The sequence below is a fragment of the Actinomadura sp. 3N407 genome (genome assembly GCF_052245875.1).
Taxonomy (GTDB): domain Bacteria; phylum Actinomycetota; class Actinomycetes; order Streptosporangiales; family Streptosporangiaceae; genus Spirillospora.
The window spans coordinates 15448-41585 of sequence record NZ_JBQQBP010000032.1; the positions used below are offsets into that span (position 1 = coordinate 15448).

The following is a 26138-nucleotide window of genomic DNA, read 5'->3' on the forward strand; positions in this document are numbered from 1 at the left end:
CATGGGGAGTTCGAGGAAGCCTGGCTACGTCGAGACCCGCCTCGGTTGGACTCACTACGTCGAGGAGGGCGACGGCCCTCCGCTGGTGATGCTTCACCAGACGCCGCGCTCGGCCGACGAGTTCTGTGAGCTCCTGCCCCTCGTCGCCGTCAGCCATCGCGCCATCGCGGTCGACATGCCTGGTTTCGGCTCCAGCCCGCCGCTTCCGGCGCCGCAGACCATCGAGGCCTTCGCTGACGGCGTCGTGGCGTTTCTGGACGCGCTGGGGCTGGAGGCAGTGACTCTCCTCGGGCACCACACCGGCGCGGTAGTCGCTCTCGAGATCGCAGCGGCTTTCCCGGACCGAGTTCGCGCGCTCGTGTTGTCGTCCATGGGCTTCGTCGACGCGGAATCGCGGCAGCGGCGACAGGCACATGCCATCCCTGACGATGTGGAGTGGACTGAGGACGGAGATCGTGTCAAGGCGCTGTGGGAAGGGCGGGCACCCCTGTTCCCGCCCGGCCGTGGGGACCTGCTCCAGCGTTTCGTCCGGGACGCGATAGCCCCGGGCATCGATCCCGCGGAAGGACACCGGGCGGTCGGCCGGTACCACATGGAAGACCGCATTCCCCTGGTGAGCGCGCCCACCCTCCTCATCGGCGCGACCTTGGACCCGGCCTTCCCGGAGCTGCCGCAGGTACAGCAAGCGCTCACAGCTGTCAGCCAGGTCCGGACGGTTGTAGTCGAGGGCGGTCGACTGCCCCTCATGGAGCTGAACGCTCCCGAGGTCGCTGCCGCCGTACCCAACTTCCTGGCTGAGATATTCGGCGAGGACACCGTCACAGAGGAAGGCCGGCCATGACCCGAGCCGAGGTAGCGTCCCAGCAGATCGAGCGGTTCCGGCCGCGCGAGCCGTACCAGATGATCATCGGAGGGCGATGGCTCCCCGGGGACGAAGGCACCTTCGACGCGGTCGATCCGAGCACCGGCGAGGTCTGGGCGACGATCCCAGAGGCAAGCGAGGCGCAGGTGCGCCTGGCGGTAGACGAGGCACGACGCGCACTTGTTGATTGGCGCCGATCGAGCCTGGGAACGCGCCAGCGCATCCTGTCTGCCATCGCGGACCGCGTCGAGGCAGACCCCGACCGATGGGCTCGCCTCCTCCCTACCGAGAACGGTCGGCCGATGCGGGAGGCCTACGTGGCCGACGTACCGGCGTGTACGGACATCTTCCGGTATTTCGCCGGCGTCGTGCGCGGCTGGACGGGAGACCAGATCCCGACTGAGGACGCAGACGCCCTCGTGTACACGACGCGGGAGCCTCTCGGCGTGATCGCCGCCGTGCTGCCGTGGAACTCCCCGATCATCACCCTGGCGAACAAGATTGCGCCTGCGCTCGCGGCCGGCAACACCGTGGTCGTCAAGCCGAGTGAGTTCGCCTCTGCGAGCATCCTCGAGTTCGCCCGGCTGGTAGACGGCCTGTTGCCTGACGGCGTCCTGAACGTCGTCACGGGTGGTGGGGCCGTGGGAGCCGCCTTGGTGTCTCACCCGGACGTGGCCAAGGTGACGCTCACGGGAGGAGGGCCGACGGCTCGCAAGATCATGGCGGCCGCGGCGGAATCGCTCACACCATGCCTCATGGAGTTGGGAGGCAAGAGCGCCATGATCGTCACTCAGGACGCGGATTTGGAAACTGCAGTCGCGGACGCCGCGAAAGGCATCTTCTTGTCGAACGGAGAGGTGTGCGTTGCCTCGTCGCGGCTCCTGTTGCACGAAGACATCGCCGATGAGTTCCTTGGTCGGATAGCGTCGGTCGCAGCGTCGATCAAGGTCGGTGATGCGCTGGACCCGGAGACGCAAATGGGGCCGCTAGTGTCTCGCTCTCAGTTCGAGCGTGTGAGCGCCTACATCGAGGGTGCACGGGCGGAAGGGCTCGTACAGTGTGCTGGCTCGGAATCTCTGGACCTGCCGGCCTCGAACCAGCAGGGCTTCTTCGTGCGTCCCACGATCTTCGAGAACGCCAAGGCGAACGCGCGGATCGCTTCGGAGGAGATCTTCGGCCCGGTCGTGGTGACCGAACGCTACACCGACGACGACGACGCGGTAGCCCGCGCCAATGGCACGAGGTACGGGCTCGCCGCAGGGGTGTGGACGCTCAACGTCGCTCGCGCCCACCGCATCGCCGGCCAGCTTGAAGCCGGGATCGTGTGGGTCAATAAGTGGTTCGACCTGGCGACGGGTGTTCCCATGGGTGGCATCAAGGACAGCGGCTTCGGCCGTGAACTGTGCCGTGAGACTCTGCTCGAGTACAGCGCGCCGAAGGTCGTGAACGTAGACCTGGGCAGCCCCCGCCCGCAACTGTGGGGATGAGCCGACAGCAGCCCGTCGTCAATCCATGAGCGCGAGGCGTGGGTCAGCGCAGGCACGGTGGTCGGCTCGGGCGTCGGCTCGGGCGTCGGCATCTCGCCGAGGGCGGTCCACCGCTCGTTGTCACGCCTCGTTTCGAGGAGGCTGGAAACGCGCACTCGACCCCGGCTGATCGGGCCGCAAACGTTCGACGCGGCGGTCATCGGAGCTGGATATGCCGGCATTTCGGCGGCGCAGGCCTTTTCGTGGACGCCGGCATGACCTGCATCGTCCTGGAGCGTGACCAGGTGGTGTCCGGTGCTTCCGGCCGCAACGGGGACCTGCTCTCGAGTGGATGTTCGTCGCGTCCGAGATCGCATCAGCCATTCCGGATTGCGTGACTGCTGCCGTCCTGCCCTCCTGTCGGCCAGCGAGGACGCCGACGGTGAGTTCCAGCGAGTCGTCACCGACCAGATCACCCACGGGGGCGTGGACGAGAACGGCATGGACGTGGTGGTCGTTGTCGTGACCCCACTCGAGGACGGGGAACACTTGAAGCAGCTCTGGGCGAAGCGGCAGCCCATCTACCCTCCGGGTCGTCCCGACCTCCTGAACCGGTTCATCCGCGATGCGCTCGCCCCAGGAGTGGATCTTGCCGAGCGGCACCTCGCCTGCGCCAGGAACGTGATGGAGGAGCGGGTTGGCCTTGTGACTGCTCCGGTTCTCCTACTCGCCGCGACTGAGGATCCGGACCCTACCCGCACACGGGCAAGGTCGCCGGGCGTTCTTCGTCTCGGTCGGTATCTGACCGGGGCCGTCCTGGTAGGAGTAGTGCGTCTCGGCCGGACGTGCCGGAGGGCGCAGCCCCGACCAGGGAGCCCTCCGGCGTCTGCGGGTCTACTGGGGGACGACGATGTGTGCGGACACGTGGGTGCCGGCCTCGTTCAGCCAACCCTTCGAGTCGGCGTACTCGAGCATGCCGTCGAGACCCGATCGCCGCTCAGGGTGAGCCTTGGTGTTGAGCTCGCGTCGGAGCAGGTCGACACTGACCCAGAGATGGTGGGGAGCGTGGTGCGCTGCCACGTCCGCACTGGACTTCACCACATCGATGAACTCGTCGTGCGAGAGCCTGCCCACCTCGATGTGGAACTCGGTGAAGTTGTTCTTCTCGGTGACGGTGAACCCGTCCTTGGTTGCCAGGATGATCATCAGAGTTCGAGCTTCCCGACGTTAGCGATGCCCATGCAGACGTGTCCGTTGTCGGGGATCGGCTCCGGATTGCCTTTGAACTCGGGGATGACGTACTTGCCGATCATCTCGATCGTCTTCTTGGTCTTGGCGTGGCCATAGCCGTCGAGCACGGCCATCAGCAGCTCCGGCGCGGGGGTCGACCACTGGCCCTCCATAGAGCGCTGCTCGGGGAACCCGATGAAGTCAGACCACATCTCCTCCGCGAAGTTGAGCTCGTCGATTGCTTCGCGCAGGCGCACGCCGTCCGACATGCCGCGACAATCTCCTGCTCCAGAAACGACTCCGAACATCACCGCAACCCCTCGGACGTGATGGCGCTTGAGGCCCCACATCCCCAAGCGCAGATTCGACTGGCATGTGCGCTCTTTCGGCATTGCTGCCGGCGAGGTCTGCCTTGACGGGAAAGTCTGCTCGCATTCGTAGGGCGGCGCACGATTCGGGCCGCTCAGCGAACCGCTGCGGCAGACAGCGCGGTCGGACCACATGAGATCGTCAGACACGTGCACGACTTGACCGTCGACCATGGTGAGCACGACGACCTTGTCGAGCAGGTCGTCGATGTGATCGTCATCCGGCCAGGTCGGCACGCTGACCGAGCGATAGCGTGCCCCGCCAGCCATCGTCGCCTTCGCGCTTGGCGGCTTCCCGCGTCATGAGGGCGAGCGCGTCGAGGGAGGTGATCGTTTCGGCGCGGTCGTCGACCGGGACCGGCCCTTCCAGTAGCACGCGCGAGTGACGACGTGCTGACCGCCGGCCGCCAGTCGGGCGACACGACCGGCGCGTCGGAGGTGATACTGGGGCGGACACAGGCCCCGGAGGGCGGAGCCGAGGGGCTCCATGCGTCGGCGGCGAGTCTCCGGCATCGAGGTAGCGAATGTACTGACGATCACCGGGTTCGTGGTCCAGCCGATGTCGTGCTGCGCCATCTTGCGCAGATCTTCGGGGTAGAGCTCGGTACCGTGGTTGAGGTAGTGAGTGCGATCGCATGGGCGGCGAGCTCGATGAGGCAGTCGATCACGACCTCACTGGTCTTGTCGCCGATGCAGTGCACGGCTAGCTGCAAGCCGGCGTCGTCGACAACGCGGACGATCTTGCGTAATTCCTCGACTCGACTCTCGTCGTCGGCGCCGGCCAGAACCAGATGACCGCAGCGGTGGCCTTCGTGCACTGGCTCCTTGTGCCAGGTGGTGCCGTTCTGCGGCGTCCCGTCGGCGAAGATCTTCACGCCCCCGCACCTCAGTCGTCTCTGGTCGAGGCCGTGGGCGCTGAACATGTCGGCAAGGCCGGCGTCGAGGTGCCGCTTGACGCCGGCGGCGTCTCCCCCTCCCATGCCGTTGGGCATTGCGAGCACCGTGACGCACATGGTCAGGTCGCCGGAGCTGGCCAGGTGGCGGAGCACGTCGATGGCGGCCTGGGACCCGGACCCGTCGACGAGGCTGACGTGGCCAGGGCCGAGTCCTGGCTCGGTCAACGCAGTGATCCCGAGGCATGTAGATCTTGTTGTCCCTTGAGATAGGTCTCGGCCAACTCCTGTCGGGACAACGGCGGGATCCGCTCGATGAGAAGAGAGATGGCGGCGTCGGTCAAGAATCCCTCGGGTGCGCCCTTTGCGTCTCGGTAGATCACGCCGCTGCTGGAGTCTGCCGTGTCGGCGGTGATGCCAGCGAGTTGGAGGGCTACGGAGTTGACGGTGAGGGAGTGGCCGCTCCAGCCGAAGAGGACTACCGGGGTATCCGCGATGCCGTTCTGGTCGAGCGCGGCGTCGATGTCCGCGGCCGTGATGTTCCGGCCCAGCACCGAGCCGTCCCAGCCGTGACCGTGAATCCATTCGGTTCCTTCGTTCCTGTCCCTGGACAGGAACGAAGGAAGGTCGGCCAGGTCGTTGAAGACGTCGGCGGTCATCCGGACGTTTGCGTGGTCGGTGGTCGGTGGTCGAGTACGCGGTGAAGTGCAGGTGCTCGTCGTTCAGTCCCGGCAGGACTTGTCAGCTAGGGCACCCGCCTCGCAGCGGGGTGAAGGCGCTGGCGGTTTCCTGGACTCCGCGAAGCGTTGAACAGCGGTTCGAGCGGGCCCGACGTCAGCGGTGGCGACGGATCGGACGAGGTGATTGCTCGTCGCGGCTTCAACTCTAACCAGAATCCCGCCTAGGCGATCGACCGGCGCTGGTGGATCCTCCACATGGTCAGCGTCTCTGCTCCGCACTGCGATCCGGGTTGTCCTCGGTCCGCTGATCGGACCGAGGACAACCCGATCGAGGAGCCGAACTGGTCGTCTCCCGGCGTGAAGGATTAGGTAATGCACGGCGTGCGCGACGCGACAGGGCGTGACAGGAGGTCGGAAACTCGTCACTTGGAAGTATCTGATGTCGCGACGGCCGGCGTCTCCGGAGACGCCGAGGATTCCGTGACACGCACCCGGAACGCGTTGCTCGACGCGGTCATCCAGATCGCGGGCGCGAAGGGTATCGAGAAGGTCACCTACCGCTCGGTCGCCGCTGAAGCGGGGCTGTCACACAGCCTGGTCCGTTTCTATTTCGGCTCTGGGGACGCGATGCTTACCGAGGCCCTCGAGTGTGCCGCTTACACGTGATCTATGCCTCCGACGAATGGACCGAGGCGGTGCTCGCACGGCTGCGCGGCGCTGTCCGGGCGCTTCAGGGCTGCGGAGAGCAGCAACTGTAGTCAACGCGATGTAAACGGCACGCTCTCGTTACGGTGGAAACGCCGAACCCACGGGACCCGGCACCCGTGTGCCGAGCCCCGCGCGTTCGTCCGCCGACCTACAGCCCGCTTGCGTCACGCGTCCCAGAGGACCGGGAGCTGGCGGACGCCACGCAACATGAATCCGTTGATCACGGGCTCGCGGTCGGGGTCCAGTCGCAGGTTCGGCAGTGCTTCGATGACTTCCCGAAGGACGATCGCACCCATGTGCCGTGCCAACGCGTGGCCGGAGCAGTGGTGCAGGCCGTAGCCGAAGCTGGCGTTGTCCTTCTTGGCCCGGAAGATGTCGAACTGTTCCGGATTTTCGAACCGGGACTCGTCGTAGTTCGCGGACGGGATCAGCAGCACGAACTCTGTGCCGACGGGGAAGGTCATTCCCTGGAGGGTGACCTCCTTCGTAGTGATCTTCTCGGCCTGGTTCAGCGGCGGCAGCCAGCGCAGTCCTTCCTGCAGTGCCGGCGACAGGAGCTCGTCCGGGTTGGCCCGCACGGCCTCCATCTGGTCAGGGTTGAGCAGGAGACCGTAGAGCGTCGCTGCGCACGCATGGCCGGGCTCTTGGAATCCGCCGGTGATCAACACTCGGAGGGTTCCGATCAGGTCATCGAACGTCCTGGGTCGCTCACCCTTCAAGTCTCCGTGAATCATGTGCGAGAGCAGGCTCTCGTCGGGCTCAGCCGTGAGCTCCTCGATGCGCTTGCGGAAATACTCATCGCTCTCCTCGATGGTCTGCTGCGCACGACGCTTCCACTCATCGTCGTCGAAGACATCCGCGAGGGAGCCGGCCAGTGCATGAAACCAGTCCTGACGTCGGTCGTCGTCGACCCCGGTCAATCCCATGACGTCCCCAACGATGGCGACGCTGACCTTCTCCAGGAGGTCGAGCGAGGCATCGGCCTTGCCGAGCGGCTTCAGCTTGTCGATGTAGCGACGCACGGCCGGTCGGATGAACTTGTCCGTGTAGTTCGGCACTTTCCGAGGCCGTAGTGGCGGGTCGACAGCCTGGTGTAGATCGCGGTGGAGGTCCCCATCGGCCGACAGGATGCTAGGCCCGAATGTGTGCTCCGTGATCTTGGACGCGAGCATGCTGCGATCGTTCCCCAGGGTGAAGCAGTCGTCCCACAACGAGACGAACCACTGGTTGTACGGCTCGAAGTACGCGACAGGGCACTCCTCGCGCATGCGCTTGAAACGCGGGTAAGGATCGCGGTCCATCTCCTCGAACGTGAAGTCGGACAGGAAGGTGCGCGGGTCTGCCTTGGCCTCGGCGCCGGTGTCAGGGGTCATCTTCTGCTCCTCCTGCATCATCGTGGAAGGCTGGTTCTGAGTTGGAGACGCGTCCTTCTGGAAAGGGCGACCTGGAGACAGCCGGTCGGCATCGAGGTCCATTCGACCTCTGTGAAGCGCGTCACGGGTGCCGTCGGTCCGCTTAGTGGACCGACAGCACGCAGCGCCACCTCACCGTTCTATTTGACCTTTCGCGAACTCGGGATAACAGCGCCGACTCGTGCCGCTCGATCAGGTTCACCGGCACAGCCACGTCGTCGAACATCCAGTTCGGCAGGTCGATCGACATCGTCGTGCCGCGAACATACCCGACCACGGCGAACCTCCCGCCTGGCCGGACCCAGTGCCCGCGGGGGAGGAGGTCTGAACCACACCAAGTGTCGATCACCAACGTGGCCGAACGGTCGTGGTCCATCAACGCAAGCGTCTCAACGTCCTCCAGCGTGATCGGCTCGACGCCGCGAGGCAGGTCAGCGACACGCTTGCGTCGCGACACCAGCCCGAGTGTGGCGGCAAACCCCACCCGTGAACACGCAGAGCGCTCATGGTCGCAGTGGCACTCAACGTCTCTCCTGATGTTGGAACGGATGTCAGCAAGGTCCTTGCTGGACGTTGGCAGGCGGCTGCCGGAGTGGTCCGGCCAACGGACCGCGAAGGGGAACTTCAGCCGTCTGTGCAGCAGTTTGGTGCCGAGGCTCTCCCAGACATGGGACGCTCCCCGCGATCGCCGGGAGCCAGAACATCGAGGAAGGATCAGCGTGACCGTCACGGACGTGCAAACGCACCTTGCACCGCGCTTCGATCGGCTGCCCGAGGGCATCGTTCGTGACGGCGCTGCAGGTCACGCTCGTCGAGATCGGGCAGACCGTCCTGCTCGACAACGACGCCGTGCGACTTTGGGAGGTGGTGCTCGACCCGCAGGAGATCCAGCCATGGCACGCCCCGGGGTCCCGTCGCGGCACTCGCATGCGTCCAACCAGTTCATGTTCTGCCTCACGGGTCGGTACACCTACGTGCCAACCGGGATCACCCTCACCGAGGGTCCTTCTACTGGAATCAAGGGCAGCCTCCACGGCCCGACGCACGCGGAGCAGGAGTCCATCCTCCTCGAGGTTACGACGGCCCGCACTACCCGACACAGCCCGACTGGTACTCGTCCCCTGACGACGCGCGCTGCCCCAAGGCGTCCCAACCTTCGGCCCTGTGGAGAGGAACCCCCATGCCCAAGTCCCAGGTCGTCTCCGAGAAGCTCGCGGAACCGAACGGCCACTTCGCCCAAGCTCCCCAGTTCCGTAGGAACCGTGGACGACGTAGTCCGCGGTGGCCGTGACGCCCTCGCTCGAGTCCGGGACGAGGGCGGCAAGGTCACGCCGTGCCCCCTCGACGCAGTGAAGCTCGGCTCGCCGGTGCAGCGGCTCAACCGCGACGTGCTGTGCACCGGATGGAACTACCTCGATCACATCTACGAGTCTGAGGGCAAGCGCGAGGGTCAGGATCCGGACAGCCTCCCTGAGCATCCCGCCTTCTTTACCAAGGGCCCGGACACGATCGTCGGCCCCCACGACGACATCGCGTTCGACCCGAAGCTTTCAGGGAAATGGGACTACGAAGCGGAGCTCGCCCTCGTCATCCGCACCGGGGGCCGGTCAATCGACGAAGAGAACGCGCTCGATCACGTCTTCGGATGGTGTATCGCGAACGACGTGTCACAGCGCGACCTGCAACGAGCCCATGGTGGGCAGTGGCTGAAAGGCAAGAGCATCGACGGCACCATGCCGCTCGGTCCGTGGCTCACCACCTCTGACGAGGTGACGGACCCGCACGACCTGTTGATCGAGTGCGAACTCAATGGACGTCTTCTACAGCAGGCGTCCACGAAAGAGATGGCCTTCACGATCCCGCGGATCATCGCCGAGCTCAGCCGTGGCATGACGCTCCGACCGGGCGAACGTGATCCTGACAGGTACGCCGAGCGGCATCGGCAATGCTCGTGAACCGCAAATCTTCCTCGGCGACGGCGATCGACTGGTTACCCGAGTCGGGGCCTCGGAGTGCTCGACAATGTCGTACGCCGCACATCGCTGGTCTGACCCGCGCACCGGACGCCGAGCTCGCTGGCAGCGAGAACACGTCCCCGGTGCCGGTGCCCGACATCAGTCGGCGCCTTGCGGACAACCCAGGTCGCCGCAGATCGTCGGTCGCCGCTCTCACCTGTTGACAGGCCTCGTCCGGTGAGGCCGCCAGTCCATCGAGGTTGCCGCTGAAGACGGCGCAGTTTGCGGCGCCCTGGGCCGACAGAGGGCGAGCCCCAGGGGCGCCGGGACTCGGTACTAGTTCGCCTCAGCGAGGTAACCCTCTTCGGCTGAGAGACGTAAATGAAGAACCACAACCCACATAGCCTGGCGGTCGTCGGCAGTTCATCCGCAACGAGGAGACATCGTGCAGAAGGTGCAGGGCGTCGTCGCCCGTACGCAGGGGCAGCCGGTCGAGATCGTGACGATCAATGTCCCGGGCCCGGGCCCGGGCGAGGCCGTGGTGAAGGTGCTGGCGTGCGGGGTCTGCCACACCGACTTGCACTACCGGGAGGGCGGCATCAATGACGACTTCCCGCTCCTGCTGGGCCACGAGGCCTCCGGCATCGTCGAGTCGGTGGGGCCGGACGTGACCGGTGTGGCGCCGGGCGACTTCGTGGTGCTGAACTGGCGAGCGGTGTGTGGTGAGTGCCGGGCCTGCAAGCGTGGCGATTTGCACTACTGCTTCAACACGCACAACGCGACCCAGCAGATGACGCTGGAAGACGGCACCGAGCTGAGCCCCGCGCTGGGGATCGGCGCGTTCGCGGAGAAGACCTTGGTTGCGGCGGGCCAGTGCACGAAGGTGGATCCGGAGGCCCGTCCGGCCGCGGTGGGACTGCTCGGATGCGGTGTGATGGCCGGCATCGGTGCTGCGATCAACACCGGTGCCGTGACCCGCGGCAAGTCGGCGGCCGTGATCGGCTGCGGTGGCGTGGGCGTCGCCGCGATCGCCGGCTCGGCGCTGGCCGGTGCGAGCCCGATCATCGCCGTCGACATCGACCCCAAGAAGCTGGCGAAGGCCAGGGAGATGGGCGCGACCCACACCGTCGACTCCTCGGCGGGCGACCCTGTCGAGGAGATCAAGCGGATCTGCGCGGAGAGCTACGATGGTGCCGACGGTGCGGACGTGGTGATCGAGGCTGTCGGTCGGCCCGAGACGTGGAAGCAGGCGTTCTACGCGCGCGACCTGGCCGGCGTGGTCGTGCTGGTCGGCGTGCCGACCCCGGACATGAAGATCCCGGAGCTCCCGCTGATCGACGTGTTCGGCCGTGGCGGGGCACTGAAGTCCAGTTGGTACGGCGACTGCCTGCCGAGCCGTGATTTCCCGATGCTCGTCGACCTCTACCGGCAGGGGCGGCTGGACCTGGACGCGTTCGTGACCGAGGAGATCGGGATCGACGGCGTGGAGGCGGCGTTCGAGCGGATGCACCACGGCGACGTGCTGCGCTCGGTGGTGATCCTCTGATGGCCGGGCAGGTGCGGGTCGACCACGCAGTCAGCAGCGGCACGTTCAGCCTCGACGGTGAGACGTTCGAGGTCGACAACAACATCTGGGTCGTGGGTGGCGACTCCGAGTGCGTCGTGATCGACGCCCCGCACTCGGTCGACGACATCCTCACCCTGGTGGGGGAGCGGACCGTGAAGGCGATCGTGTGCACCCATGCCCACGACGACCACGTCCGGGTCGCACCGGCGCTGCGGGACCGGGTGGTCGCCCCGATCCTGTTGCACCCCGACGACCGCCCGCTGTGGGACCTCACCCACGGCGGTGCCGACGGTCACCTGTGGGACGTCGACCTCGCCGACGGCCAGACCATCGAGGTCGCGGGCACCACGTTGACCGTGCTGCACACGCCGGGCCACGCGCCCGGGGCGGTGTGCCTCCACGCCCCGGACCTCGGCTGTGTCTTCACCGGCGACACGCTGTTTCAGGGCGGCCCGGGCGCCACCGGCCGCTCCTACAGTGACCATCCGACCCTCGAGGAGTCGATCCGCGCGAAGCTGTTCGCCCTGCCCGACGACACGGTCGTCCACACCGGCCACGGCGACGACACCACCATCGGCGCGGAACGTGTGCTGATGGTCAGCAAAGCGGTCCGCCAGCGTGTGCGGGCCCGCCTGCCCGGTGAGGAAGCCAGCCCGTAACCGCTGGCGTCATTGTTCACGGTCGGGCGGATGTGGACTTTCGTTGGACCTCATCGCCCCTCCAAAGCCCGCAGAACTGTGAACCATCAGCATCCAGGCCGGGCAGGAGCCGGGGCGTCAGGATTGCGTCCCTGATCGCGAGCACCGAACCGCCGTCGCGGTCGGTTCCGAGCCTCTCGCGTTTACCGCACAGGTCGCCCACTTCGACGTCGAGAGCGTCGGCCAGGGCCATGAGGGTGGACGTCCGCTGGCCGCGGCGGCGGCCTTGCTCCAGCATGGGCACCTCGACCTGCCGTCCACAGCGAGCGGCCGACCCACCTGACGCACATAGGCCCGCCGTCCACCGGGCGCGCGTCCCTGCGGCACTTCTGCGGCTGGGCCGCTCGGGGCTGGCGCCACGGCGAACGGCCCCGCCCGCCGACCTTCGAGATCTCGCCTCCACCTGCGGGGGCGTCCCCCGACGTGACGCCGAGCAGTCTGGCTTGCTGGATGAGCTGCTACCAGTGGCCGGGGTCGAGGGTGAGGATGTCTTGATCCGGGGCCTTGCTGTCGCGGACGCCGATGGTGTGGGGAGCCACGACGGCGATCTCGACGCAGTCGTTGGCGGACATGGACTGACGGCTCTTACGACCCGTCGCGGTGGGTACCGATATATGGGACAAGTTCCCCCCTGTACTACTTGAAGTCCCGACGCGCAACGGGTCCGTGGATCTTGTTGAGGAGCGATGTTCTCTCGGAGATACCCGAAGGTTGCTCAGCGACGCTTGGGGCCGACGCCGAACTCCATGAGGTCCTCGCCGACGGTCAGTTTCCCGCTGTACCCCTCTTGGGCCTTCCGCCAGCGGTCCGCCGGATTGTTCGGCGGGACGAGGTGAGACAGGACAAGGTTCTTGGCCCCGGTGGGCTCGGCCACGTCCCGCCCCACTTGCTCGATGCTTGTGTGCGAGGCGAGCAGATGCTGCTTCAGCGGATCGCCAATCGACGACGGCAGGGAAGCGGCGAGGTCCTCGGCGAACTGCGGGTCGATGACCTCGTGTACCAGGTAGTCGCAATCCTGGGCCAGATCGATCAGGTTCTGGCTTACGCACGTATCTCCGGAGATCACGATGGATCCGTCCGGGGTGTCGAAGCGGTAGGCGAAAGCGGGCGCTGTCGGACGGTGGTCGACCAGCGTCGCGGTGACCGTCACGTCTCCGTCCTTCCACACCTCGATGGGTGCGTCGAGGCGTGGCGGAATACCTTCCGGCGTAACCGCCCAGTACGGGGAGATGTCGATGTCGTGGATGTCGAATGTCCGGTCGGGGTTCAGGTCGTTGGTGTCCCTGGCGCGGTCGTTGAAGTCCGCAGCGAAGGCCTGGCGGAGGTAGGCGGTCATTGCGGCGATGCCGGGAGTGGGGTCTTCCGGGTTGAACGGCTCAGGTGCGGGACGTCCCGGCGGAGAAACGCTGACAAGGCTGCCGCGAACACCGGGGCCGACGACCCGGATGGGTTCCTTGGTGGGCCTGCCGCTGCTGTTCGCTTTCGCGGTGGCGTACACAGCCGGCCACTCGACGAGGTGGTCGCTATGCAGGTGGGTGAAGAAGATGCCACGGACGTTGGCCATGGACGTTCCTCCGGCTCCCTCGGCACCGAGTCCGGCTTGAAGCAACCGCATCTGCGCCCCGTGCCCGAGGTCCACGAGGTAGACCTTGTCTTCGTAAACAACGGCGGTGCTGACGCCGTAGCGGTTCTCACTCATAAGCGCGGGGCCGCCTGCGGTGCCGAGCAGGATCACGCGCGTGCGGTGTTTGGGCCCCGTGTTCCTGCCAACTGATTCGGTCGACTCACAAGCTGTGACCCCAGCCAATCCCCCGGCGACGGCCACTGCACCTGCGACCTGTAGAAAGCCACGCCTGGACGCCGGCGGCACCTGATTAATGGCTTTCGACATGGCATCGTCGCACATCATGTCTCCTTGGAGAGTGGTTGCGCGATAACTATCTGCTTGTGGCTTATGGCTGTTTGGCGGACGGTCCGCTGAGCGGACTGCGGCGGACCGTCCGCTGACGCCTGGCCGAGTACCAATAGGGATGCGCTGGCGCCAGAACGGCTCAGTGTCAGGGTGATTGCTGCCGCTCACGCGCATGGCGCTGGTCTACGACCCGGCGCGGGGTCCGTTCGGCGCGGTGCCGGTGTCGTTCCGGATCGACCGGGGGCTGGAGTTCGCCGCCCGCGCGGTGCGGGATGTGTTCGCCGCGCTGTGCGTGGCCCCGCATCGGCTGCCCGCCCATCAGCCGCATCGCAAGGGAAAGGTGGAGCGGCTGCACGAGACCATCGACCCCACGCTGCTGTGCGGGCTGCCCAGGTTCACCGGAGGCCCGCGCGATGCCGCCGGGAAGCTGTACGGGCCGCCGGATGACCGGGCGTCCACCCGTGCCCGCGCCGCCGACGACCAGGTGCGGGCCGATGCGGATCGAGCGGTTCGCCCAGACCTTCGCCGACTGGGCTGGTTGGTACAACCTGGAACGCCCGCACGCCGGGCTCGGCGGCCGCACTCCGGTCCAGGCGTGGGGTGAGAACACCGCCGCGCTGGCGCGCATCAGCGCCGAGCGGCTCCGGCATCTGCTGCTGGCCGAAGCCGAACGCACGATCGGCAAGGACAGCATCCGGTTCAGCAGCCTGGCCTACGTCGCGCCCGAGTTGCAGGACCGGGGCGGGCAGGAGGTCGCCGTCCGGTACATGCCGCACGACGACCGCTTCATCGAGGTCTACCTGGACGGGGCGCACCTGTGCACCGCGCATCCGGCCGAGCGTTTCACCCCGGAACAGACCGAGGCATTCCGCGAACACTCCCGCGCCGAGACCAAGTGACTGGGCCGGATGCGCAGCCGTGCGCGCGGTGTCCGCCACCGTCGGGGATGTTGCCGAGTTTCTTGATGTCGACGTGCACCAGGTCACCAGGCACGGGGGTTCGTAGCGGCGGACGGGCCGGCCGGTGGTGCGGTCCAGGTGCGCCAGTGGCGGGCAGTGGTCCAGGACGCGGTGCACGATGGAGGCGTGCAGGCCGAGCTGCCAGGCGATGTGGGCCGGGCCAATCCGGCGGGTCACCCGCAGCTTGATGATGCGGTGCTCGGTGCGCCGCGGGGTCCGGCGCGGGCTGTGGTGTGGCCGGCTGGACCGGTCGCCCATCCCGGCGGTGCCCTGCTGCCGGTATCGGCCGGCCCACCGCCACGGTTGTGTGCGAGACCTGGAAGCGTTCGGCGGCCCGCCGCGGCGACCGGCCGTCCTCGACGACACAACGGGCCAGCTCCAACCGGCCCCGCGCGGCGCCCGGTTCGAGGGCTTCGCGCAGACAGGATCGGTGAGCGCGGACTGTCTTCTCCAGGGCCTGCCCGAGGTTCTGATACAGGTGAAATCGGTCGGCGACCTGGGTGGCCTCGGGGGCGCCCTTGCGGGCCCCGTCGGCATACGAGCCAGCCCTGTCTCGGCAGATCACCGCACCCCCGGATGGTCCTTCAGCCAGGCGGCCAAGTCCTCGGCGGTTGACCGTCCAGCAGATCGATAGGCCGGTGGGTGTCCAGGTCCACCATATGAAACAACCCCGGAGTTCCCTGGAGCCTCTGTCCGCACCGTAGTCCCTGGACCTGGGCTTTCTTGATCCATTCATGCTGGTTGTGTCATCTGAGGAGATCTCGGGATTTCTGAGGTTCTATCGTCTCGCTTGTTCATCTTTCTGGTTCGGTGAAGGCGAGGAGACGCGAGTTGAGCCTTGCAGTCGTACGGGATCTGCGTGAGGTCCGCGCCCCGGTGGGCCCGGAGGAGATCGCGGGCTTTGAGATCGACGTGCTGGCCGGGTTGGTGCTCGCCCGTGCCGCCGCTGGGCTTACCGACTCGACAATCAGCGCGGAAGTGATCCAGCTCGAGCAGAGCCGGGTGTGGTTCGGGCGGCCGTTGTGGGAGATGGAGCCGGCCGACGTCGATGTGTACTTCGGCAAGGTGCTGCGCACCGCGGCCAAGGGCACCAGGTTGGCCCGTGCCCAGGCGCTCAAGACCTACTTCCAGTTCATCGAGCTGAGACACCAGGCCGAGATCCACCAGATGACCGGCCGGGTGATCGAGTGCCCGATCGATGAGATGAACCGGCCGCGAGGGCAGACCAGGGCGGCTCTGCGGATCCCGCCGTCAGCGCAGCAGATGGAGCGGCTGTTCGCGGGGTGGCGGGAGGAGTTGGCGAGCTGCCGGAAGTTCGCGCCGACCGCCCGCAACTATGCTGCGTCGCGCCTGCTGGCCGAGGTCGGCGTCCGGGTCAACGAAGCCCGTCACCTCGACCTGGCCGATATCAAGTGGGAGCTGGGCCGGTTCGGCAAGCTCCACGTCCGCAAGGGCAAGGGCTCTCGCGGGTCCGGCCCGCGAGAGCGCATGGTCCCGCTCATCAACAACGCCGGAGCGACGCTGCGCTGGTTCGTTGAGGATGTGTGGGGCCATTTCGGTGACGATCACACCCGGCCCGGTGTTCCGCTGCTGCTGTCGGAACGCAAGAACGCTGATGGCACTGCCGCCCGGGTCAGTGCCGAGACACTCCGCTCCGGACTCGCCGCGGCCGCCGCCCGTCATCTTCCGGACTGGTCCGACAGGGTGACCCCGCACGTTCTCCGGCACTACTGCGCCTCCCAGCTCTACTTGGGCGGGATGGACCTCATCGCCATCCAAACGATCTTGGGTCACGCCTGGGTGGCCACCACGATGTCCTACGTCCACGTCCAGGGAACCCATGTCGAGGACGCCTGGATCGCCGGCCAGCAACGAGCCGCCACCCGATTGGAAGGACTGCTGAAATGAGGTGGAATCTACGGCTGGCCGCCGCCAACCGCGGCATCTGGAAGGCCAGCGAGCTGCAACGGATGCTCGCCGAGCACGGCCTGGTCGTCAGCGCGGGGAAGATGTCTGGCCTGTGGTCCGGGGAACCGGCCAGCATCAAGCTGTCGGACCTGAACGTCATCTGCGTCGTGCTCGGCTGCGGCGTCGAGGAACTCCTTATCCCCGAACCCGACAAAGTTCAGCGTCCTGCGGAGGAGGGAGCTGACCAGGCCGCTGCGACGTCATCGGTGCCTGGATCGGTGTCTGGTGGGCCGGCGGTGACGCCCAAGCGCCGGACCGGTAGGTCGCTCCCACCGCCATGACCGAGGCCCGGATCAAGCCAGGAAAACCGGCCGTCAGCTGCATCGGCTGTTTCGCTTGGGGTGTGCTGCCCGGGCGCCGCTGCCGATCGTGCTCCACTTTCGACCGTCTCCATCAGGTGGGTGAATGCGCCGCCTGCGGGCGAACCGCGGCGATCAAACGGGGTTACTGCCGGCTGTGCTGGTTGCAAGCCAGCCTGCAGGTCAAATCCGACGGCCGGGTATATGACATGGAGCCCGTTCTGCGTGAGCTGCGAGGCCAGCAACTGTTCTTCTTCGGTATGCATCGCCTCCGCCAGCCCGGTCCGCTGCTGGGTAAACAAGGACGGAGACGACCACGGGCGCAGGCCGCCGACGCCAGCGGGAAAGCGACCGGGTGGATTCAGCTCCGGCTTCCGTTCGAGGTCCAGCATGACTACTCGGGCTTCGACCGGCGCCTGCACGCCGACCTGGCCAACCCCACCCTCGTGCAGGCCAGGCTCGCAGCCCGAACATTCGGGGAGGCTCGCGGCTGGGGCCGCTGGCTGGCCAAGGACGTCGACCGCAGCCTGGTCATCGCGCTGTCCGGGCATACCCCTGATGACACCGTCCGCATGTCCGAACTGGCCCCGATGCTGCGCGCCCGCGGCCTGGGCGTCGAGCGGACCGCTGAGATCCTCGAGCACCTCGGCCTGCTCAACGACGATCGCGTCCCGGCATTCGAGGCCTGGCTGGAACGCAAGCTCGACGGCATGACCCCCGGCATCAGCGGTGACGTCGAAACCTGGATTCGTGTCCTGCGCAGCGGCGGGCCACGCACGAGTGCCCGCAGCCCGCAGACCATCTTCAGCTACCTCAACGACATCCGCCCGATCCTGCTCACCTGGTCAAGCGACAACGACCATCTCCGCGAGACCACCCGCGACGACGTTCTGACCGCGATGAACGTCCTGCACGGCAGCAGACGCCACTTCACCCTCAGCGTCCTGCGGTCACTGTTCGGCCACTGCAAGAAGAGCGGCACGATCTTCCGCAATCCCACCTTCCGCATCCACCACTCCGGCAACGACCCCGGCGTGATCCTGCCCCTGCAGCCTGAGGACATCAGCGCGGCGATCGACGCCGTGACCACACCAGCCCACCGCCTCGCCCTGATCCTGGCGGCCGTCCACGCCGCCCGGACCCAAGACATCAGGCACCTGCAACTGGACGACATCGATCTCGGCAACCGGCGACTCACCCTGTCCGGGACGGCCCGCCCCCTCGACGACCTCACCCACCAGGCCGTCCTCCAATGGCTGACGTTCCGTCAGACCACCTGCCCGAACACCGCCAACCCACACGCTCTGATCAACCGACGGTCCGCAGTGAAGACCAGCGCCGTCGGCCGGGTCTGGCTCACCAAACCATTCTGGGGCCTGGAAGCCACGCTAGAGCGCCTGCACGTCGACCGACAACTCGAAGAATCCCTCGTCCACAGCGGCGACCCGCTACATCTCGCCGCGATGTTCGGGATCCACGAGAACACCGCGATCCGCTACGCCAACGCGGCCCGGCAACTCCTCACCACCACAGCAGAAGACCAAGACCCAGCCAGTTCCAACGAACCCAAGGGTCCGACGGCCCTATAGACCCCGAAGAACCGCCAGTTCATCGTGAGGAACCTTCAGTTCGCGCGAACTCCGGGGCTTCGGACGGTGCCGTAGGAATTCCCGCGTCGTTTGGCCCAATCGTTGACACCCAGCACCGTGATCTTCCCGACCTGCGGATCAGGCAAGGTCCGCAGCATCCGCAGCAGAGTGGATCGGCCGACCGGCACGCCGGCCAGCGCGGCCATACGAGCCCCCGCCCGCCCGGCCAGTGCCACCGCGATCGAAGTGAGCAGACCGCGCAGCGGGCCGGTGCGACGCATGCGGCTCGGTCAGCCCGTCGACCTGCTCGGCGAAGATTTCCCGCTCGCATGCGCTCTCGCCACAGAAGAACCGGCGCACCTCCAACTCGACTCCCAACGGCCGCCCGCACGCCGCCAGGTCCCACAGGGTTCGCCGATACCGGCTGTGCACCCGAGCCGACGACCGCCCGCACCTCGGGCACGATGCCTCGGTCGCCGAGATGCACGCCCTGACCCGGACGGTGTCGTCGAGTTCCTCGACATCCAGAACTCGCACGTCCTTGAGAGCCGGGCAGAACAGATGAAGGCAGGCATCGTCGCCCGCCAGCGCATGCAGCACAATTGACCCCACGGCCGCTCGTTGGTGATCAGGTTCTCGACAAACCAGATCGTTGACGAGCGGCCGCTTGCATGCGCGGCCCGTTACGGACTCGCGATCAACGCCGATAGAGGTACCCCAGCACTGTCCGAGCTTCACCCTGAGTCACTCGATCATTGAGAGTGGGCCAGAGCCCAAAGACTCTGCACACAACAAGCCCAGTAAGATCTCGCTCGCTGACACCGCCGACCGGCAGGATCAATGTTTTCGCTAGTCAGGCAATGTGTTGGATACTACGGCGCCCCAAAGAGAGGAACCCGCCCATGGCTCATCCGGAGCGGTTCGCCGTTCACATCCCCGATGATGTTCTGGCGGACCTGTCGGTGCGGCTGGACCGCGTCCGGTGGCCGTCCACCGCTGTTGACGCACCGTGGGAGAGCGGCACCGACTCGGGGTTCCTCCATCGCCTGGTCTCGTACTGGCGCGAGGGGTTCGACTGGCGGGCCCGCGAGGAGGAGTTGAACCGCTGGGGTCACTTCCGTGTCCCGATCGGCGGCTCCCGGATGCACTTCATCCATGAGCCTGGTCGCGGCCGGGCGCCGGTCCCGTTGCTGGTCCTGCACGGTTGGCCGAGCACATTCACTCAGATGACGCGAGTTCTGCCGCTGTTGAGCGATCCGGCGGCGCACGGCGGTGCGGACAATGACGCCTTCAGCGTGGTCGTGCCCTCACTCCCCGGATTCGGTTTCTCGGACGCCCCGACAGAGCCCGGCATGAATCCGGCCGCCATGGGCGAGCTCTTCCACACCCTGATGACCGAGGTCCTCGGCTACGACCGGTACGCCGTACGGGGTACCGACTACGGCCTGACGATCGCGCTGCAAATGGGGCTGACCCATCCGGAGCACCTCATCGGGGTGCACATCGGCGGCACGCACCTGGAGGTGCACGATGTCCCCGACGACCTCTCGGCCGCCGAGCAGCGCTTCGTCGCCGAGTCCCGGCGCTGGTACGCCGACGAAGGCGCCTACAACACCCTCCAGGCCACCAAGCCGCAGTCTCTCGGCTATGCGCTGAACGACTCTCCGGCAGGACTGGCCGCGTGGATCGTCGAGAAGTACCGCACATGGTGCGCCCGCCCGGACGACGTGCTTTCGGTGTTCGACATGGACGACCTGCTCACCACGATCACCCTGTACTGGGCCACACAGACCATCACGCCGTCCATGCGGTTGTACCGCGAAGACCGACTCCGGCCTCCCGCCGCAGGAAGGCTGACCATCCCGCTGGCCGTGAATCAACCCGAACTCGAGGAACTCCACACACCAAGAGAGTGGTGGCAGCGACTGCACCCGGTCCAGCGATGGACCCTCCTGCCCGGGGCCGGCCACTTCCCCGAATGGGAGGCCCCCCAAGCGCTCACCGACGACCTGCGTGACTTCATCCGCGCACTGCGCTGATCAAGCAGACCGCCCCGCCTCCACAGCACAGCACGCTGGGCGAGTCGCGTTCCAGCGACCGCCACCCCGATACCGCGCCACCCCGCGCTCAACGATCAGCTCGCAGCGAGCCCGAGGTCTGACGTAGGGGTTCGGTGACCGGACCGCTGTCGTGCCATCGCGCCGACCGACTGGCAGCGTTGGCTCCCGATACCCGTTCCAAGGAGGCTTCTGCGTGCAGACCGCCCGGCTCCTCATCGGCGACGAGTGGGTTGACTCCTCCAACGGGTCGACCAGCGGGACCGTCAACCCCGCGAACGGCGAGGAGATCGCGGCCTTCGCTGAGGCGACCTCGACCGACGTCGACGCGGCGGTGGCTGCGGCGAGGACCGCGTTCGAGTCCGTCGACTGGCGCTCGATGACGCCGGACGCACGAGGGCGGCTGCTGTGGCGGATCGCGGACCTGATCGAGGAGAACGCCCGGGAACTGGCCGCCCTGGAGACCCTCGACCAGGGGCAGCCGACCTTCGTCAGCAGCAACATCTCGGTGCCGCTCGCCGCTCAGGTCTTTCGTTACTACGCGGGCTACGCCACCAAGATCGAGGGCAAGGTCTCACCGGTCTCGATCCCCGACCAGTTCACCTACCAGCGGCGTGCGCCGTTGGGGGTCTGCGGGCTCATCACGCCCTGGAACTTCCCGCTTCCGATCGTGGCATGGAAGCTGGCGCCGGCGCTCGCCACCGGCAACACCGCGGTCCTCAAGCCCGCCGAGCAGACCCCGCTGTCCACGGTGCGCCTTGCCGAGATCTGCCGTGCGGCCGGTGTGCCGTCCGGGGTGGTGAACCTGCTCACCGGCGGCCCGGACGTCGGCAAGGCGTTGGTGGCCCATCGCGGTGTCGACAAGATCTCCTTCACCGGCTCGACAGCCGTCGGGCAGGAGATCGTGCGGGTCTCGGCCGACGACCTCAAGCGGGTCGGGCTCGAACTCGGTGGCAAGGCGCCGAGCATCGTCTGCGACGATGCAGACATCGACGCCGCGGTGCAGGGCAACCTCCAGGGCGGCCTGTTCAACACCGGTCAGGCGTGCGGTGCCTTTACTCGCTTCTTTGTGCACCGGTCCCGGGTCGATGAGTTCGTCGGCAAGTTGGGCACAGCCGCCGACGCCCTGCCCATCGGGCCCGGCCAGGATCCGGGGACCGTCGTCGGCCCGCTCGTCTCCGCCGAGCATCTTGAGCGCGTCGCGGGCTACGTCCGCAGCGGCGTCGAGGAGGGCGCGCAGCTCGTGACCGGTGGTGAACGTGTCGGCGGGAGCCTCGCCGGCGGCTATTTCTTCCGCCCCACCGTTTTCACCGAGGTGACCGATGAGATGACGATCGCCCGTGTGGAGATCTTCGGCCCGGTTCTGTCCGTCATGCCGTTCGACGATCTGGACGAGGCCGTCGCGCGGGCCAACGGGACCGACTACGGATTGGTCGCCGTGCTGTGGACCAAGGACGTGGTCGTGGCCCACTCGTTGCCCCAGCGGATCGAGGCCGGGACCGTCTTCGTCAACCAGATTCCGCTGATCGACCCGGGCGCCCCGTGGGGCGGTTTCGGGCTGAGCGGCTGGGGTCGCGAGCTCGGCTCCTACTCCCTCGACGAGTACACCGAGCCTCAGTCGGTCTTCATCAACCTGGGGTGATCACCCCGAACCACCCAGCCGAGACGGTGAACTCAGCCCCGCCGGGCATGGTGTCGTAGCCGGATCGGGTCTTGCCCGAGGAAGGAGCAATCCCGTGCGCAGTTCGCTGTTCGACGCCCTCACCGCGGAGGAGATCCGCACCGTCGTGCGTCTTGTCCGCGCCGAGGGGGTCGGTGGCCCGCGCCCCGGATTCGGCGCCGTGTTCACCGACGAGCCGGACAAGGCCCTGCTCCGGGCCGGAGTCCAGGTGCCGCGGTGCGCCCGCGCTCTGGTCGTCGACCGGATTGTGGGCCACAGCCACGACGTCCTCGTCGATCTCACCGCACAGAAAGTGGTCGCCTCGCGGCTGATCGAGGACGGTGCCGCGCCGATGCTCGCGGAAGAGATCGGGATTCTCACCGAGACCCTCAAGACCGACCCCCGCTACGTCGAGGCCCTTGCCAAACGCGGCGTCACCGACCTGTCATTGGTCCAGTGCGACCCCTGGGGCGTTGCCAATCGTGCCGAGATCGGCGTTGACGGCAAGCGCCTGTGGGGCGCAATCTCCTATTTGCGGCACGACCCGGATGACAATGGTTACGCGCATCCAATCGAGGGTGTCGTCGGCGTGGTCGACATGGTGAAGCGCAGAGTCGTTGCGGTCCACGACTATGGGTTGCGCCCGATGAACGAGAGTTGCTCGAACTACACGCCCGAGCATCACCAGCCGATGCGCACCGACATCGCACCTCTCGAGATCGTCCAGCCGGAGGGCGTCGGATTCCACATCGATGGTCCGGAGCTGACTTGGCAGAAGTGGCGGCTCCGGGTCAACATGCACCCGCTCGATGGGCTGGTGCTGCATGGCGTCGAGTACAAGGACGGCGGCGAGTACCGCTCGATCATGCACCGCGGCTCGCTCGCCGAGATGGTCGTGCCCTACGGCGACCCGCACGACGAACACTATTGGCGCAGTGCCTTCGACGCCGGCGAGTACGGGCTGGGCAAGATGGCCAACTCGCTGACCCTCGGATGCGACTGCCTCGGAGAGATCGTCTATCTCGACGCCGTGATGGCCGATGACTTCGGCGAGCCGACCGTCATCAAGAACGCGGTGTGCATCCACGAGGAGGACGCCGGCATCCTGTGGAAGCACACAGACTGGGTCACCGGGAAGGTCGACGTCCGCCGCTCGCGCAAGCTCGTCATCAGCTTCATCGCGACCGTCGGGAACTACCACTACGGCTTCTATTGGAATCTGTTCCAGGACGGGCACATCGAGGTCGACATCAAGCTTCTCGGCATCGTCCAGACACGCGCCGTTGAAGCCGACGAGGTCACCCCGCACGGGACCCGTATCGCGGAGAATCTGGTGGCGACCCACCACCAGCACCTGTTCTCGTTCCGGCTGGACTTGGAGATCGACGGTTGGGAGAACAGCGTCTACCAGAACGACGTCGACGGGATCCCGGTCGGTCCGGAGAACCCGCACGGCAATGCCATGGCCGTGACCAGGGCCCTTATTGCCCGAGAGAACGACGGTGACGGGCTCACCAACCCACAGACCGCGCGAAGCTGGTCGGTCGTCAACTCCGGAAAGACCAACCGGTGGGGCGTTCCCGTGGGCTACAAGTTTTTGCCGGGCTGGGCGTCGGACACCCTGATCGCCCAGGCTCCTTCCATGATCGCCAAACGCGCCGGCTTCGCCACCCGCAACCTGTGGGTGACGCCGTACTCGCCCGCTGAGATGCACTCCGGTGGTGATCACCCCAACCAGGACCGATCGGGCGCCGGGCTGCCGACGTGGACGAAGGCGAACCGGGCAGTGGAAAACACTGACGTCGTGCTCTGGCACACCCTCGGAGTCACACACATCCCGCGCTCGGAGGACTGGCCCGTGATGCCCACCGAGGTCGCCGGCTTCATGCTCGTCCCCACCAACTTCTTCGACCAGAATCCCGCCCTCGACGTGCCCGCCAACGAGGCGACGCACTGCAGCACGGGCGAGGGCGCCTGCCACTGATCGACCGACCGCCCCCGTGCGTCGGTGACTCGGCGTCTTTCCCCAAGGGCGCCACCATCCGCATCAGTGTGCTGGCGCCGCTGCGCCAGTTCTTCGTTGACCATCTCTGAACTCGTCCGTGTCCGGCGACGGGAGGAAATCGATGACTACGACCACGTACGTCAACGGCGCGATCTACACCTGCGATCCCGCACGGGAGTGGGCCTCGGTCCTCCTGGTCAGGGATGGCGTCATCATCAGCGTCGGCGACCGCGCCGAACTCGCCCAGCAGATCCAGGCCGCCGACGAGGTTGTGGATCTCGATGGCCGGATGGTGATGCCCGGTGTCCACGACGCCCACACACATCTCATCAGCGGCCTGAACAGAGCCGAAGTCGCCTTCCCGCCGGGAGCGGACGAGGACGCGATCGTCGCCGCCCTCCACGGATGGGACGGTCCCAGGCCGGTGGACGCGAACGGGAACGAATGGCTCATCGGTGGCCGTTACTGGCCCGGTGCCATCGACCCGCACAAGGCATTCCTCGATGAGGCGTTCCCGGACACCCCGGTCATGCTGCACGACCGCTCGGCCCACAACGAGCTTCTCAACAGCCGGGCCCTGGAGCTGGCCGGCATCAATGCTTTGACCCCGGACACCACCCACGGGAAGATCATCAGGGACGCCTCGGGCGAACCGACCGGCGAGCTGTACGAGCACGCGCGGTGGCCCGGCTATCGGGTCGTGGGGCAGCACTCCGAGGAAACCGTGACCGCCGCGATACGGTGGGCGGTCGAGCTCAACCACCGCTACGGCGTGACCTCCCTCCAGGACGCCTCATCAAGCGCACAACTGCTCACGGTGCTGCGCAAGCTGGACGAGGGCCATGACCTCAACCTCCACATCGCAGCCCACCTGGTCTGGCGTGAAGAGTGCTTCGGACAGGCCAGCCTGGCCGAGCTCGACGAGATGATCGATCACCACGCCGACTGGGCCAGTCAGCACGTGGACACCCGTTTCGTGAAGTTCTGGCTCGACGGCTCACCCATTCCGCCGTACTGGACCCACTCGTGCGTCCATGAAGACGGGAGCGTCGAACGGGAGAAGCTCCTCATACCCGACGACGAGTTGCGGGCGGCGCTCGTCCGGTTCGACAAGCTGGGTATCTCGGTGAAGATCCACTGCGGGGGCGAGGGGGCGATCCGTACCGCTTTGGACGCCATCGAATACACTCGCGAAGTAGACGGGCCCAGTGGCCGACGGCACGAGCTCGCGCACTGCGGCCGGGTCACCACGGCAGACTTCCCGCGGTTCGCCGCACTCAAAGTCGGTGCCGAGATGTCGCCTGCGGTCTGGCACATCCCGGAGCACAACGTCACCGAGGACTTCTATTTTGACGAGGTCGTCGCCGCGGGCGCGGAGATGACCATGGGAACCGACTGGAGCGTCTCGGAGTCGCCCAACCTCTTCCCAGCGCTCCAGGGGGCGCTCCAGCACGGCCGGCACTCCATCGATCTCAAGACCGCCCTGGCAGCGCTGACGATCAACGGCGCTCGCGCGGTCGGCGGTGATGATCGCTGGGGCTCGCTCGGGGTGGGGAAGTCGGCTGATTTCATTGTCCTGGACCGCAATCTCTTCGCGGTCCCCGTTGACGAGATCGGGGGCACTGTCGTGCTCCAGACCGTGTTCGAGGGGCGGACGGTATACGAGGCATCCGGTCCACCGATCGGCTGAGCACCTCCCCGCCGCAGGCAGTCCATGCGGGCTGCGCGGCTGCATGTCCGGAGATGCATGAGCTGCGGAGTCTTACTCGAGGAGGGCGGTTTGGTCACTGAAGCCGCCCTTGTCGTCGAGTGATCCGTGCAAGACGCTGGGGTCACGACTAGCGTCACCC

Annotated in this window: 24 protein-coding genes and 2 pseudogenes; 14 read left to right on the forward strand and 12 right to left on the reverse strand. The window is 66.7% G+C overall.

Annotation, left to right across the window (positions count from 1 at the left end; genetic code table 11):
* Position 1 precedes the first annotated feature (1 nt).
* A complete protein-coding gene (locus ACTWPP_RS42030; protein ID WP_443110065.1) occupies positions 2 to 841 on the forward strand; it encodes an alpha/beta fold hydrolase in 840 nt (279 codons plus the stop codon).
* The gene (locus ACTWPP_RS42035) at positions 838 to 2349 is read left to right on the forward strand and encodes an aldehyde dehydrogenase family protein (RefSeq protein ID WP_443110066.1); all 1512 of its coding nucleotides are present in this window, start codon (positions 838 to 840) and stop codon (positions 2347 to 2349) included. The genes ACTWPP_RS42030 and ACTWPP_RS42035 overlap by 4 nt, the downstream gene beginning before the upstream one ends.
* 873 nt (positions 2350 to 3222) lie before the next feature.
* On the opposite strand, the gene ACTWPP_RS42040 is transcribed toward ACTWPP_RS42035, so the two are convergent.
* From ACTWPP_RS42040 to ACTWPP_RS42055, 4 genes are all read right to left on the reverse strand, one after another.
* Positions 3223 to 3534 carry a hypothetical protein gene (locus ACTWPP_RS42040; protein ID WP_443110067.1) on the reverse strand — a complete coding sequence of 104 codons (312 nt, stop codon included), beginning with the start codon at positions 3532 to 3534 and terminating at the stop codon, positions 3223 to 3225.
* Positions 3534 to 4196, reverse strand: coding sequence for a hypothetical protein (locus ACTWPP_RS42045; protein ID WP_443110068.1), 663 nt, complete (start codon positions 4194 to 4196; stop codon positions 3534 to 3536). Before ACTWPP_RS42045 ends, ACTWPP_RS42040 begins: the two co-directional genes overlap by 1 nt.
* 266 nt (positions 4197 to 4462) lie before the next feature.
* Positions 4463 to 5047, reverse strand: coding sequence for an amidohydrolase family protein (locus tag ACTWPP_RS42050; protein WP_443110069.1), 585 nt, complete (start codon positions 5045 to 5047; stop codon positions 4463 to 4465).
* Complete coding sequence (locus ACTWPP_RS42055; protein WP_443110070.1) at positions 5044 to 5478, reverse strand: amidohydrolase family protein; 435 nt, start codon at positions 5476 to 5478, stop codon at positions 5044 to 5046. The genes ACTWPP_RS42050 and ACTWPP_RS42055 overlap by 4 nt, the downstream gene beginning before the upstream one ends.
* A gap of 393 nt (positions 5479 to 5871) precedes the next feature.
* Between ACTWPP_RS42055 and ACTWPP_RS42060 the strand changes: the two genes are divergently transcribed.
* Positions 5872 to 6165 carry a TetR family transcriptional regulator gene (locus ACTWPP_RS42060; RefSeq protein WP_443110071.1) on the forward strand — a complete coding sequence of 98 codons (294 nt, stop codon included), beginning with the start codon at positions 5872 to 5874 and terminating at the stop codon, positions 6163 to 6165.
* Positions 6166 to 6371: 206 nt separating this feature from the next.
* Here ACTWPP_RS42060 and ACTWPP_RS42065 read toward each other — a convergent pair whose 3' ends face one another.
* Together ACTWPP_RS42065 and ACTWPP_RS42070 are read right to left on the reverse strand one after the other, a co-directional pair.
* Positions 6372 to 7682: a cytochrome P450 gene (locus ACTWPP_RS42065; RefSeq protein ID WP_443110072.1), complete on the reverse strand. Its 1311-nt coding sequence runs from the start codon at positions 7680 to 7682 to the stop codon at positions 6372 to 6374.
* Between the two features lie 40 nt (positions 7683 to 7722).
* Positions 7723 to 8076: a hypothetical protein gene (locus ACTWPP_RS42070; protein ID WP_443110073.1), complete on the reverse strand. Its 354-nt coding sequence runs from the start codon at positions 8074 to 8076 to the stop codon at positions 7723 to 7725.
* Positions 8077 to 8881: 805 nt separating this feature from the next.
* Here ACTWPP_RS42070 and ACTWPP_RS42075 point away from each other — a divergent pair.
* The 3 genes from ACTWPP_RS42075 to ACTWPP_RS42085 all read left to right on the forward strand — a co-directional run bounded on the left by ACTWPP_RS42075 (position 8882) and on the right by ACTWPP_RS42085 (position 11800).
* Positions 8882 to 9574, forward strand: a complete 693-nt coding sequence (locus ACTWPP_RS42075; protein ID WP_443110074.1) for a fumarylacetoacetate hydrolase family protein — start codon at positions 8882 to 8884, stop codon at positions 9572 to 9574.
* A 442-nt stretch (positions 9575 to 10016) separates the two neighbouring features.
* Positions 10017 to 11120: an S-(hydroxymethyl)mycothiol dehydrogenase gene (locus ACTWPP_RS42080; RefSeq protein ID WP_443110101.1), complete on the forward strand. Its 1104-nt coding sequence runs from the start codon at positions 10017 to 10019 to the stop codon at positions 11118 to 11120.
* Entirely contained in the window at positions 11120 to 11800 is a 681-nt protein-coding gene (locus ACTWPP_RS42085; protein ID WP_443110075.1) for an MBL fold metallo-hydrolase, read from the forward strand. Before ACTWPP_RS42080 ends, ACTWPP_RS42085 begins: the two co-directional genes overlap by 1 nt.
* Before the next feature lie 16 nt (positions 11801 to 11816).
* On the opposite strand, the gene ACTWPP_RS42090 is transcribed toward ACTWPP_RS42085, so the two are convergent.
* The 3 genes from ACTWPP_RS42090 to ACTWPP_RS42100 all read right to left on the reverse strand — a co-directional run bounded on the left by ACTWPP_RS42090 (position 11817) and on the right by ACTWPP_RS42100 (position 13748).
* On the reverse strand, positions 11817 to 12077 hold the full coding sequence (locus tag ACTWPP_RS42090; protein WP_443110076.1) for a hypothetical protein: 261 nt from the start codon (positions 12075 to 12077) through the stop codon (positions 11817 to 11819).
* 220 nt (positions 12078 to 12297) lie between these two features.
* Positions 12298 to 12498, reverse strand: coding sequence for a DUF397 domain-containing protein (locus ACTWPP_RS42095; protein ID WP_443110077.1), 201 nt, complete (start codon positions 12496 to 12498; stop codon positions 12298 to 12300).
* A 56-nt stretch (positions 12499 to 12554) separates the two neighbouring features.
* Positions 12555 to 13748, reverse strand: coding sequence for an MBL fold metallo-hydrolase (locus ACTWPP_RS42100; protein WP_443110078.1), 1194 nt, complete (start codon positions 13746 to 13748; stop codon positions 12555 to 12557).
* Positions 13749 to 14245: 497 nt separating this feature from the next.
* Here ACTWPP_RS42100 and ACTWPP_RS42105 point away from each other — a divergent pair, with 497 nt between their 5' ends.
* Positions 14246 to 14650, forward strand: coding sequence for a Mu transposase C-terminal domain-containing protein (locus ACTWPP_RS42105; protein WP_443110079.1), 405 nt, complete (start codon positions 14246 to 14248; stop codon positions 14648 to 14650).
* 4 nt (positions 14651 to 14654) lie between these two features.
* Here ACTWPP_RS42105 and ACTWPP_RS42110 read toward each other — a convergent pair.
* Positions 14655 to 15446 (reverse strand): annotated as a pseudogene (locus ACTWPP_RS42110) (helix-turn-helix domain-containing protein); the annotation flags it as partial.
* Positions 15447 to 15586: 140 nt separating this feature from the next.
* On the opposite strand from ACTWPP_RS42110, the gene ACTWPP_RS42115 reads away from it, so the two are divergent.
* Genes ACTWPP_RS42115 through ACTWPP_RS42125 form a run of 3 tightly spaced genes read left to right on the forward strand, consistent with a single transcriptional unit; the run spans position 15587 to position 18566 of the window.
* Positions 15587 to 16618 carry a tyrosine-type recombinase/integrase gene (locus ACTWPP_RS42115; RefSeq protein WP_443110080.1) on the forward strand — a complete coding sequence of 344 codons (1032 nt, stop codon included), beginning with the start codon at positions 15587 to 15589 and terminating at the stop codon, positions 16616 to 16618.
* The gene (locus tag ACTWPP_RS42120; RefSeq protein ID WP_443110081.1) at positions 16615 to 16959 is read left to right on the forward strand and encodes a helix-turn-helix domain-containing protein; all 345 of its coding nucleotides are present in this window, start codon (positions 16615 to 16617) and stop codon (positions 16957 to 16959) included. Before ACTWPP_RS42115 ends, ACTWPP_RS42120 begins: the two co-directional genes overlap by 4 nt.
* A complete protein-coding gene (locus ACTWPP_RS42125; RefSeq protein WP_443110082.1) occupies positions 16956 to 18566 on the forward strand; it encodes a hypothetical protein in 1611 nt (536 codons plus the stop codon). Before ACTWPP_RS42120 ends, ACTWPP_RS42125 begins: the two co-directional genes overlap by 4 nt.
* Positions 18567 to 18601: 35 nt before the next feature.
* On the opposite strand, the gene ACTWPP_RS42130 is transcribed toward ACTWPP_RS42125, so the two are convergent.
* Both ACTWPP_RS42130 and ACTWPP_RS42135 read right to left on the reverse strand, forming a co-directional pair.
* Positions 18602 to 18847, reverse strand: coding sequence for a hypothetical protein (locus ACTWPP_RS42130; RefSeq protein WP_443110103.1), 246 nt, complete (start codon positions 18845 to 18847; stop codon positions 18602 to 18604).
* A gap of 67 nt (positions 18848 to 18914) precedes the next feature.
* Positions 18915 to 19304, reverse strand: a pseudogene (locus ACTWPP_RS42135) (transposase family protein); the annotation flags it as partial.
* A gap of 164 nt (positions 19305 to 19468) precedes the next feature.
* Here ACTWPP_RS42135 and ACTWPP_RS42140 point away from each other — a divergent pair.
* From ACTWPP_RS42140 to ACTWPP_RS42155, 4 genes are all read left to right on the forward strand, one after another.
* Entirely contained in the window at positions 19469 to 20605 is a 1137-nt protein-coding gene (locus ACTWPP_RS42140) for an epoxide hydrolase family protein (protein WP_443110083.1), read from the forward strand.
* Between the two features lie 214 nt (positions 20606 to 20819).
* Positions 20820 to 22265: an aldehyde dehydrogenase family protein gene (locus ACTWPP_RS42145; protein ID WP_443110084.1), complete on the forward strand. Its 1446-nt coding sequence runs from the start codon at positions 20820 to 20822 to the stop codon at positions 22263 to 22265.
* Positions 22266 to 22359: 94 nt separating this feature from the next.
* Positions 22360 to 24267: a primary-amine oxidase gene (locus ACTWPP_RS42150; RefSeq protein WP_443110085.1), complete on the forward strand. Its 1908-nt coding sequence runs from the start codon at positions 22360 to 22362 to the stop codon at positions 24265 to 24267.
* Between the two features lie 118 nt (positions 24268 to 24385).
* Positions 24386 to 25978, forward strand: coding sequence for an amidohydrolase (locus ACTWPP_RS42155; RefSeq protein WP_443110086.1), 1593 nt, complete (start codon positions 24386 to 24388; stop codon positions 25976 to 25978).
* The last annotated feature ends 160 nt before the right edge of the window (positions 25979 to 26138 follow it).